At 74.7% G+C, this 11,360-nt stretch carries 6 protein-coding genes; all 6 read right to left on the reverse strand.

Annotation, left to right across the window (positions count from 1 at the left end; genetic code table 11):
- Positions 1-11 precede the first annotated feature (11 nt).
- The 6 genes from Cba03nite_RS18405 to Cba03nite_RS18430 all read right to left on the reverse strand — a co-directional run bounded on the left by Cba03nite_RS18405 (position 12) and on the right by Cba03nite_RS18430 (position 11,313).
- Entirely contained in the window at positions 12-665 is a 654-nt protein-coding gene (locus tag Cba03nite_RS18405) for a DUF2306 domain-containing protein (protein WP_239125837.1), read from the reverse strand.
- Positions 666-745: 80 nt separating this feature from the next.
- Positions 746-1,399, reverse strand: a complete 654-nt coding sequence (locus Cba03nite_RS18410; RefSeq protein ID WP_203747425.1) for a response regulator — start codon at positions 1,397-1,399, stop codon at positions 746-748.
- A complete protein-coding gene (locus Cba03nite_RS18415) occupies positions 1,396-2,511 on the reverse strand; it encodes a sensor histidine kinase (protein ID WP_203747427.1) in 1,116 nt (371 codons plus the stop codon). The genes Cba03nite_RS18410 and Cba03nite_RS18415 overlap by 4 nt, the downstream gene beginning before the upstream one ends.
- Before the next feature lie 83 nt (positions 2,512-2,594).
- Complete coding sequence (locus Cba03nite_RS18420) at positions 2,595-3,395, reverse strand: ABC transporter permease (protein WP_203747430.1); 801 nt, start codon at positions 3,393-3,395, stop codon at positions 2,595-2,597.
- Positions 3,392-4,342: an ATP-binding cassette domain-containing protein gene (locus Cba03nite_RS18425; protein WP_203747432.1), complete on the reverse strand. Its 951-nt coding sequence runs from the start codon at positions 4,340-4,342 to the stop codon at positions 3,392-3,394. Before Cba03nite_RS18425 ends, Cba03nite_RS18420 begins: the two co-directional genes overlap by 4 nt.
- Positions 4,339-11,313, reverse strand: a complete 6,975-nt coding sequence (locus Cba03nite_RS18430) for a non-ribosomal peptide synthetase (RefSeq protein ID WP_203747434.1) — start codon at positions 11,311-11,313, stop codon at positions 4,339-4,341. The genes Cba03nite_RS18425 and Cba03nite_RS18430 overlap by 4 nt, the downstream gene beginning before the upstream one ends.
- Positions 11,314-11,360: the final 47 nt, after the last annotated feature.

The following is an 11,360-nucleotide window of genomic DNA, read 5'->3' on the forward strand; positions in this document are numbered from 1 at the left end:
GCCTTGGACGGTCAGGAAGTCAGCCCGGCCGCCACGGCGGGGCGCACCGGGCGGCGGGAGCGCCAGATGAACCACTCGGCCACCGCCAGGTTGATCAGCCAGCCTGCAGCCATGGCGGCGAACCGGCCGAGCTCGTCCGGCGCCGTGCCCGCCACCGCCCACGGCAGGTGGGTGAACGCCTGGGTGCCCGCCGCGATCCCGAGCGCGTAGCCGCGCATCATCCACGCCCGGTGGGCGGTGAAGTCGCGCCGCCGCACGGCCGCGAACCCGAGCACGATGGACAGCGCCATCACGCTGCCCACGACCAGACGCAGCACCATCACCCCGGTGCCGTCCGGGGCCGGCACGTCGTAGGCGACGGCCATCCACATGCCGGACAGCGCGGCGGTCAGGCCGCACGGGATGAGCAGCCGCCCGGCGATCCGGTGCCAGCCGGGCCTGCGCCGCCGCAGCCCGGCGTCGAACTGGAACGCACCGAGCAGGCAGTAGACGGTGGCGCCGACGATGTGCAGCACCACGGGCACGGGCGAGTCGAAGAACCTGGCGTTGCCGTCGTCGACCGGGGCGCCGACGGCGAGCTGGGTCACCCGGAAGGCCCCGGCGATCACCGGGACCAGGCTCAGGGCGACGAGCGAGTACGGAACGAGGCGGGCACGTCTGGTCACGGGATCGATGGTGCGGTCGCGGCGCGCCGCATCCATCGGCCTTGAGGCCCGCGTTCGCGCGGCCCGGTCGGCCTTAAGTACTACGGCTTGCGGCCGGTCTCGTACGCCCAGATCGCCATCTCGACGCGGTTGCGCACGCCCAGCTTGGCCATGACGCTGGCCACGTGGGTCTTGACGGTGCTGAGGCTGATGAACAGCCCGGCGGCGATCTCGGTGTTGGTGTGCCCGGCGGCCACGGCGCGCAGCACCTGCTCCTCCCGTTCGGTCAGCGGCTCGAACGGCTGCCGGGGCACGGTGCCCGGCTCGCCCGCCGCGAACACGCTCAACAGCCGGGTGGTCACGCTGGGCGCGATCAGCGCGTCGCCCTGCGCGGCCGCGCGGACGGCCTGCCCGAGCAGCGCGGGCCCGGCGTCCTTGAGCAGGAACCCGCGCGCTCCGGCGCGCAGCGCCCCGTACACGTACTCGTCCAGGTCGAACGTGGTGATGACGACGACCGCGAGCGGCTGGGCGGCCTCGGGTCCGGCCAGGCGGCGGGTGGCGGCGATCCCGTCGAGCACCGGCATCCGCACGTCGAGCAGGCAGACGTCGGGGCGCAGCCGCTCGGCGAGCCGGACCGCCTCCAGGCCGTCTGCGGCGGTGGCCACGACGTCGATGTCGGGCTGCGCGTCGAGGATCATCGCCAGTCCGGTGCGGATGAGTTCCTGGTCGTCGGCGACCAGCACGCGGATGCTCATCGGGCCGGTCCGGCCAGGGGCAGCTCCACGGCCACGCTCCAGCCGCCGACGGGATCCGGCCCGGCCCGGAAGGCCCCGCCGAGCAGCTGCGCCCGCTCGCTCATCCCGGCCAGGCCGTAGCCCGCGCCGGTGTCGCGGGCTGGTGAGCCGTCGTCGCCGACGCGCAGGCGTACCGTCCGGTCGTCGACGCTGACCCGCACCTCGACCCGGGTCGCCTGCCGGGCGTGGCGCAGCGCGTTGGTCACCGACTCCTGCGCCATGCGGTAGAGCGCGCCGCCCAGCGGCGCCCGCACCGCGTCGAGGTCCCCGTCGACGTGCACGTCTACGGGCGGGCCGGAGCCGGCGGGGCGGGCCAGCCGGTGCACGTCGGCGGCGACGGGCCCGGGGTCGTAGGCGGCGGGGCCGTCGCGCAGCACGCGGACCATGGCTCGCATCTCGGCCAGCGCGCGCGAGGCCTCGGCCTCGATCAGTTTCAGCGCGTCGGTGGCGGCCTCGGGTCTGGCCGGTGCGGCGGCCAGGCCCGCCTGGGCGCGGATGGCGATCGCGGACACGTGGTGGGCGACGGTGTCGTGCAGGTCCCGGGCGAGCTGCGCCCGTTCGACCAGGCGCACCTGGTCGAGTTCGCGGGTGCGGGCGCGGATCCGGTAGCGGCGGGCCAGCCCGGCGGCGGCCAGCGCCGACACGACCGCCAGGCCGCCGATCGTGTCGGGGGTGGGGTCGTCGCCGGTGAGGGCGGTCAGGGCGAGGCCGGTGAGCATGGCGGCGGCGCCGAGCAGGATGTCGCGGCCGGCGCCCCACCGGAACAGCGAGTACGGCAGCAGGAGCAGGTAGGCCAGGGTGTACGTCTCGGGCACGGTGTCCTGGGTGAGCAGCGGGATCAGCGCCCCGGTGCCGAAGGAGACGAGCACCATGGGCAGCGGGTGCGCGCGCCGCCACCACAGGGTCGCGGTCAGTGCCGCGGTGACCAGCAGCGACGCGGCGGGCAGCTGGGGGCGCAGCAGGCCCTCGGCGGCGGTGAGGGCGAGCAGGGCGCCGATGAGCAGCAGGTCCCGGCGGCCGGGGCGCGGGACCGGCGCCGGGCGCGGCTCGCGCCAGAAGGACAGTCCGGGCACGACCCGATGGTACGAGCGGGCGGGGCGCGGCAGAACGGCCGAAGGTACGACCGTATTGTCCACTCCTCGCCCGCTCGGGGCGGTCAGCGGCCGACGGCCTTGCGGTAGCGCCACCGGGCCAGCGGCACGCAGACCGCGAGGATCACCGCGACCCAGGCGAGGGTGGCCGCCACCGGGTGGCGCAGCGGCCACGCCTCCGGCGGGGGCATGGCCGCGCTGACGTTGCCGAAGTGGACGCGGCAGGCCTGCACCACCGCCGAGACCGGGTTCCACTCGGCGGCGACCCGCAGGACGTGAGGCAGGTTGCCCGGGGCGACGAACGTGTTGGCCACGAACGTCAGCGGGAACACCGCCACGAAGCTGGCGTTGCTGAACACCTCCGGGTCGCGCACCGACAGCCCGATGACCGCCATCAGCCAGGACAGCGCGTAGGCGAACAGCAGCAGCAGCGCGTACGCGGCCAGGGCGTCCAGCGGCGAGGAGCGGATGCGCCAGCCTGCGAGCAGGCCGGTGAGCGTCATGACGATGACGACGATCACGCTGGTGACCAGGTCGCTGGCGGTGCGGCCGAGCAGGACCGCCGACGGGGACATCGGCAGCGAGCGGAAGCGGTCGACGATGCCGCGCTGCAGGTCCTGGGCCAGGCCGGTGCCGGTGATGGCCGAGCCGAACACGATGGTCTGGGTGAAGATGCCGGCCATCAGGTACTCGCGGTAGTCGACGCCGGGCACCTCGACGCCGCTGCCGAGCACGTATCCGAACAGCAGCACGAACATCACCGGCGCCACCGTGGCGGACACCAGCAGGTCCGGCACGCGCCGGATCTTGATCAGGTTGCGCCTGGCGATGACCAGGCCGTCGCCCAGCGGCTGGGGCAGGCTCACTTGTCCTCCCGCGCGGTGTGCCCGGTGAGGGCGAGGAACACGTCGTCGAGGGTCGGGCGGCGCAGCCCGATGTCGGTCACCGTCAGCGGCCCGCTCTGCAGGCGGTGCAGGGCGTCGCGCAGCGAGTCGGTGCCGTGGGCGACCGGGACCGTGACCGTGCGCGCCCGCGCGTCGACGACCAGCTCCCCCGTGGCCATGCCGCCGAGCAGGCCGGACGCGACGCCGATCTCGTCGGGCCGGGCGACGGTCAGCTCGACGCGTTCGCCGCCGACCTGGCGTTTGAGGTCGTCGGCGGTGCCGCGGGCGATGACCCTGCCGTGGTCGATGACGACGATGGCGTCGGCGAGCCGGTCCGCCTCCTCCAGGTACTGCGTGGTCAGCAGCAGCGTGCCGCCGCCCGCGACCAGCTCCTCCAGGACCTCCCACATGCCGAGGCGGCTGCGCGGGTCGAGCCCGGTGGTGGGCTCGTCGAGGAACAGCACCTTCGGGTCGGCGACCAGCGCACCGGCGAGGTCGAGGCGGCGGCGCATACCGCCGGACCAGCCTTTCACCACCCGGTCGGCGGCGTGCTCCAGGGCGAAGCGGGCCAGCAGCTCGCGGGCGCGCTCGCGGCTGTTACGGCGGCCGAGGCCGTACAGGCGGGCGATCATGTCGAGGTTCTCGAACCCGGTGAGGTCCTCGTCGACCGCCGCGTACTGCCCGGACAGCCCGATGACCCGGCGCACCGCCCTGGCCTGGGTGACGACGTCGAGCCCAGCGACGCGGGCCCGGCCGCCGTCGGGCGGCAGCAGGGTGCTGAGGATCCGGACGGCGGTGGTCTTGCCCGCGCCGTTCGGCCCCAGCAGGCCCAGCACGGTCCCTTCGGGGACCTGCAGGTCGAGGCCGTCCAGCGCGGGCACGCCCCGGTAGCGTTTGGTCAGCCCGGTGCAGTCGATCGCGAGGCTCACCGCGGCTCCTCGCGCTGCAGGCGGGCGGCGAGCACCTCGCCCACCGCCCGCAGCGGCTCGGGCCGGGTCATGTCCATGTGCCGGCAGGCGACCGGGTAGTCGCTGACGGCCCCGTCGACGTGCGGCCGCCACGCCTGGACGATCGGGCCGTCGGCCGGCTGGTCGTGCGCGGCGGTGAAGAACACGACGTCGCCGCGGAACCTGCCGGGCCGGTGCCGGCGGATGATCCGGGCGTTGTTCATCGCGGCCTCCAGCACCGCCTCCAGGGTCCGCCGGTCCTGGTAGGGGCGGCTGTCCACGTCCCGGGCCAGGTAGTCGAGCACCTCGGCGCGGCCGAAGGCACCCGACGGCGACGCGTCGGCGGGCTCGTACCCGAGGCCTTCGACCAGGGCCTGCAGGGTGTCGCGCTCGATCTCCTCGTCGTCGGTGTCGGGCAGCCGGTCGCCCGGGTAGGCGTCCATCATGGCCAGCAGCGCCACGTCCTCGCCGCGCCGCTGCAGCTCGATGGCGATGGCGTGGGCGGCGACGCCGCCGAAGGACCAGCCCATGAGGTGGTACGGCCCGGACGGCTGCACCCTGGTGATCGTCTCGACGTAGTCGGCGACCATGGCGCTCATGCTCTGCGGCATGGCGGCCGGTTCGGTGATCCCGCGCGCCTGCAGGCCGTAGACCGGCTGGCCGGGGGCCAGGTGGCGGGTCAGGCCCTGGTAGACCCAGCTGATGCCGACGGCCGGGTGCACGCAGAACAGCGGCGGGCGGGTGCCCTCGGCGCGCAGGGACAGCAGCACGTCGAACGCGGACCCGGCGAGGTCCTGGCTCATCCGGCTGAGGAACCCGGCCACGGTCGGCGCCTCGAACACCACCCTGATGTCGACCTTGTTGTCGAACGTCGACCGCACCCGCCGGATCAGCCGCGTGGCCAGCAGCGAGTGGCCGCCCAGCGCGAAGAAGTCGTCGTCGACGCCCACCTTCTCGACACCGAGGACCTCGGCGAACAGCGCGCAGAGCAGCTCCTCCTGCGGGGTGCGCGGCGCGCGGCCGGTGCTCGCGGTGGCCTCCGGCGCGGGCAGCGCCTTGCGGTTGACCTTGCCGGTCGGCCCGAGCGGCAGCGCGTCCAGCACGACGACGGCGGAGGGGACCATGTACTCGGGCAGCACCGCGGCTACCGCCTGCCGCACCGCGGCGGAGTCGGCGTCGCCGGTGACGTACCCGACCAGGCGCCGGTCGCCGGGCCGGTCCTCGCGGACCACGGCCGTGGCGTGCGGGACGCCCGCGGCCGCGGCCAGCGCCGCCTCGACCTCGCCCAGCTCGATCCGGAAGCCGCGCAGCTTGACCTGCTGGTCGGCGCGGCCGACGAACTGCAGCTCGCCGTCGGGACGCCAGTGGACGAGGTCGCCGGTGCGGTAGAGCCGCCCGCCGGGCTCGGCCGAGAACGGGTCGGCGACGAACCGTTCGGCGGTCAGCGTGGGACGGCGGTGGTAGCCGCGGGCCAGCTGCGCACCGGCGACGTACAGCTCGCCGGGCACGCCCACGGGCACCGGGCGCAGCCAGCGGTCCAGGACGTACAGGCGGGTGTTGCGCACGGGTGCGCCGATCGGCGGGGTGCTCTCCTCGCCCGGTTCGAGGGCGTCGCTGAAGGTGATGACCACGGTGGTCTCGGTGGGCCCGTACAGCTGGATCAGCCGCCGGCCGCCGCCCCACCGGGCGACCAGCTCGCCGGTGACCGACTCGCCACCGGACAGCAGGACGCGCAGGTGCGGCAGCGGAGTGTCCGGCATGCTGGCGATCGCGGCCGGGGAGATGAACGCGTGGGTGATGCGCTGCTCGGCGAGGAACTCCGCCAGCGGGGCGTCGGCCAGCGGGCCGGGCGGCGCGATGACCAGGGTGGCGCCGACGGGCAGCGCCATCACCATCTCCAGCAGCGAGGCGTCGAAGCTGACGGAGGCGAGCTGGGCGATCCGGTCGCCGGGGCGGGCGTCGCAGCGCTCGGCCTCGACGGCGGCGTAGTTGACGATGCCCCGGTGGGTGATCACGCTGCCCTTCGGCCGCCCGGTCGACCCGGAGGTGTAGATCATGTAAGCGGCGTGGGCGGGTGACACGTCGGCCGCCGGCGCGTGGTCCGGGTACGCCGCGGCCGGGTCGCCGTCGAGCAGCAGCCAGCCGTCGCCGTCCAGGCGGGACGCGATCTCCGCGGTGCTGACGGTGAGCACGGGCGCCGCGTCGTCGAGCATGTAGGTGAAACGGTCGCGCGGATAGGACGGGTCGAGCGGCACGTACGCGCCGCCTGCCTTGAGCACCGCGAGCAGCGCCACGATCATGTCGGCGGAGCGGGGCAGCACCAGCGCGACGAACTTCTCCGGCCCGACGCCGCGCTCGGCGAGCAGGTGGGCCAGCCGGTTGGCGCGGGTGTCCAGCTCGGCGTAGGTCAGGCTGGCGTCGCCCGTGGTGAGGGCGATCGCCTCAGGGGTGCGGGCGGCCTGCCGCGCGAAGGTCTCGTGCAGGGTCAGGCCGGTCTCGGGCTGCGCGGTGTCGTTGAAGCAGTGCAGCACCCGCTCGCGCTCGCCGTCGCCGAGCACGTCGATGCCGGCGATGCGCACCGACGGGTCGGCGACGAGGGCGGTGAGCACGCGCAGCAGCCGGCGGACGAGTTCGCGTACGGCGTCGGCGTCGAAGATGTCGGGCCGGTAGTCGACCCGCAGGTCGAGGTCCTCGCCGGGGGTGACCAGCAGCGACAGCGGGAAGTGGGCGCCGTCGGCGACGTGGATGTCCACCAGCCGCAGGCCCTCGGGCAGGTTGGCCATCTCCTTGTCGAGGGGGTAGCTCTCGAACGCCATGATCGTGTCGAACAGGTCGGGCGTGTCGACGAGGCGGTGGATGTCGGTCAGCCCGAGGTGGTGGTGCTCGGTGAGCGACGACTGCTCGTCCTGCACCCGCTGCAGGGTCTCCAGCAGGGGCCGGTCCGGGTCGAACACGACACGCACCGGCACCGTGTTGATCAGCAGGCCGACCATCGACTCGACGCCGGGCAGCTCCGGCGGGCGGCCGGACACCGCGGCGCCGAAGATGACGTCGTCGCGGCCGGTGAGCGTGGACAGCAGCGCCGCCCAGGCGCCCTGCACGACGGTGTTGACGGTCAGCCCGTGGGCGCGGGCCACCGTGGCGAGCTGGTCGCCGATGCCGTCGGGCAGGTTGACGTCGAGGCGCTGCACCGGCACGGGTTCCGAGCCGGCACCGGGCCCGACGACGTGCGTCGGCTCGTCGACGCCGGCCAGCGCGGCCTGCCACGCCGAGCGGGCCGCCGCCCGGTCGCGCCCGGCCAGCCAGGCCAGGTAGTCGGAGTAGGGCGGGGCGGGCGGCAGCACCGACTCGTCCCCGCCGGCGCGGTAGAGCACGAACAGCTCGCGCATCAGCAGCGGCATCGACCAGCCGTCGAGCAGGAGGTGGTGGTTGGACACGACCAGCCGCCAGCGGCGGGGGGCCAGGCGTACCACCAGGAAGCGCACCAGCGGGGGCCGGGCGACGTCGAAGCGGACCGCCCGGTCCCTGGTGACGACCCTGACCAGCTCGGCGTCGCGGTCGTCGACGGGCAGGCCGGACAGGTCGACCTCGCGCCATGGCAGGGCCACCTCGCGCTGGACCACCTGCACGGGTTCGCCGTCGGGCCGCTGCCGGAAGGCGGCGCGCAGGTTCGGGTGGCGGCGCAGCAGCGCGACGGCGGCAGCGCGCAGCCGGGCCGGGTCGAGGTCGCCGTCGAGGTCGATGGAGATCTGCACGGTGTAGACGTCGGGCCCGCTGTCGTCGAACAGCGCGTGGAACAGCAGCCCCTCCTGCATCGGGGACAGCGGCCAGACCGCGGCGAGCCCGGCGAAGTCCCGTTCGAGCTGCTCGATCTCGGCCTGGTCGACGCGGACCAGCGGCAGGTCGGACGGGGTGAGGCCACCGGCGTCGGGGCGGCCGGCGTGCGCGATGAGGCCCTGCAGCGCCTGCAGCCACAGCGCGGCCAGCTCCTGCGCCTCGTCCTCGCCCAGCAGGCGCGACGCCCAGGTCCACTCGGCGACCAGGACCGGGGTGTCGCCGCTGGTGCGGGCGTACACGTCGACGTTGACCAGGTGGCTGAGCGGGCGCGCCGGGTCGTCGGCGGCGCCGCCGAGGGTGTCCTGGTCGGCCTCCAGCCGCCAGCCCCCGGCGGCGGTGCCGGTGTCCAGGCGGCCGAGGTAGTTGAACGCGATGGACGGGCGCGCCGCGGCGGCCAGCTCCGGCGCGGCCGCAGGGTTCAGGTGGCGCAGCATGCCGTAGCCGATGCCGTTGTCCGGGACCTGCCGCAGCTGCTCCTTGACCGCCTTGACCGCCCGGCCGACCGATCCCCCGCCCGCGCAGACGTCGTCCCAGTCGACCGGCCCGGGGTCGAGCCGGACCGGGAACTGGCTGGTGAACCAGCCGACCGTGCGGGACACGTCGACCCCGGCCACGACGTCCTCGCGGCCGTGGCCCTCCAGTTCGAGGAACACCGACGTGCTCGGCGGCGCCCAGGGGCGCTGCGACAGCCATTGCGACACGGCCAGGGCGAGCCCGGTGAGCAGGATGTCGTTGACGCCGCCGTGGAACAGCGTGGGCAGCCGGGTGAGCAGGGTCTCCACGCCGTCGCCGGCCAGCCGGACGGTGACGTCGCCGGCGGTGCCGCCCACGTCCCGGGCCGGGTCGAGCTCGCCCCAGGCCGATGGCGCGTCGGTGACGACCTCGCGCCAGTACGCGAGTTCGGCGGTGCGCTCGGCGGCCGCCTCGGTCAGCTTGGCGGCCCACGTGCGCAGCGAGGTCGGCACGGGGGTGAGCAGCACGGGCTCGTCGGCGGCCAGGGCGCGCCAGGCGAGGGCCAGGTCCGGGATGAGGATGCGCCAGGACACCCCGTCGACGGCGACGTGGTGGGCGACGATGACCAGCAGGCCGGAGTCGGACTGCCCGGCGTCCAGCCATACCGCCTGGAACACCTGGCCGGTGGCGACCGACAGGCGCTGCCGGGCGGCGAGGGTGGCCTCGGTCACGGTGGTCGTGTTCGCGTCGGCCCGCCGCACGCAGGACGCCGCGGCGACCGAGCCGGGCTCGGTGATCTCCCACCGGCCGGTGGCGGTGTCCACACGCGACCGCAGCGCGTGGTGGGTGTCCAGCACTACCTGGACCGCTCCGGTCAGGTCGTCCAGGCGCATGCCGGCGGGCACCCGCACGACCACGGACTGGTAGACGGCGTCGGGCGGGCCGCCCGCCGCGAGCCAGCCGGCGACGATCGGGGTGGGCGTGACCTCGCCGACGCCCGCGCCCGGCGGCTCGCTCAGCGGCCGCTCGATCTCGGCGGTGACCGCCGCGAGCCCGGCGACCGTGCGGTGGCGGAAGACGTCGCGGGCGGTGAACACCAGGCCCGCGGCGCGGGCCCGGCTGACCAGCTGGATGGAGACGATGCTGTCGCCGCCGAGGTCGAAGAAGCTGTCGTCGACGCCGACTTCGCTCAGCCCGAGGACCTCGGCGAACAGCGCGCTGAGCAGGTGCTCCTTCTCGTCGCGCGGGCCGCGGCCGGCGGCGGCCGGGGCGGCGGAAGGAGCGGGCAGCGCGGCGCGGTCCACTTTGCCGCTGGAGTTGAGCGGCAGCTCGGCCAGCGTCACGACCACCGCGGGGATCATGTAGTCGGGCAGCAGGTCGCCGAGCGCGGCGCGCACGCCGGCCGGGTCGGCATCGCCGACCACGTAGCCGACCAGCCGGTTGTCGCGGGCGACGACCACTGCGCGGGAGACGCCGGGCACCGACTCCAGGGCGGTTTCGACCTCCCCCAGCTCGATCCGGAAGCCGCGGATCTTCACCTGGTCGTCGACCCGGCCGAGGTACTCCAGCTCGCCGTCGGCGCGCCAGCGGACCACGTCGCCGGTCCGGTACATGCGCGCGCCCGGCTCGGGGGCGTACGGGTCGGCGACGAAGCGGGCGGCGGTCAGGCCCGGCCGGGCGTGGTAGCCGCGCGCCAGCTGCACGCCGCCGAGGTACAGCTCGCCGGGCACGCCCGGCGGCACCGGCCGCAGCATGGCGTCGAGCGCGTACACGCGGGTGTTCCAGATGGGACGGCCGATCGGCACCGCGCCCGGCCCGATCTCCTCCCCCGGCGCGACGCGGTAGACCACGGACCCGACGGTGACCTCGGTCGGGCCGTACTCGTTGACCACCGCCGCGCCGGGGTGTCGCCGCCGCCAGGTGCTCAGCATGGTGCCGGTGAGCTGCTCACCGCCGACGACGAGATCGGCCGACGGGGAGAACGCCGACGGCAGCGCGTCCAGCAGTGCGAGGTGGCTCGGCGTGGCCTTGAGGAACGTGCAGGGGGTGCGGTCCAGCAGCTCCTCGACGGCCGGGTCCTCCTCCAGCGGCGCCAGCAGCACGGTGCCGCCGACGGTGAGCGGGGCGAACAGGCCGGTGACGGTGAGGTCGAAGGAGATGGGCGAGTGCAGTACGGCGACGCCGTGGGTGCCGGGGTAGGTGTCGGTGGAGTAGGCCAGGTAGTGGCGGGCCGAGCCGTGGCTGATGATCACGCCCTTGGGGCGGCCGGTGGAGCCGGAGGTGTAGATCATGTAGGCCGGGTGGTCGGGCAGCAGCGCCACGTCGAGGTCGGTGTCGTCGGCTTCGTCGACGCCGGGCAGGTCAGCGCTCTCCAGCACCAGCACGGGCGCGGCGTCGGTGAGCATGAAGTCGATGCGGTCCTTGGGGTAGGACGGGTCGACGGGCACGTAGGCGCCGCCGGCTTTGAGCACGGCCAGCAGCGCGACCATCAGGTCGACGTTGCGGGGCATCATCACCGCGACGAAGGACTCCGGTCCCACGCCGCGGTCGGCCAGGACCCGGGCGAGCCGGTTGGCGCGGGAGTTCAGCTCGGCGTAGGAGAGGAACTCCGCGCCGCAGACGGCCGCGACGGCGTGCGGGGTGCGGGCGGCCTGCTCCTGCACGGCCGCGACGATCGTGCCCGGCTCGTAGGGCCGGGCGGTGTCGTTGG

It is taken from the genome of Catellatospora bangladeshensis, from assembly GCF_016862575.1.
Taxonomy (GTDB): domain Bacteria; phylum Actinomycetota; class Actinomycetes; order Mycobacteriales; family Micromonosporaceae; genus Catellatospora; species Catellatospora bangladeshensis.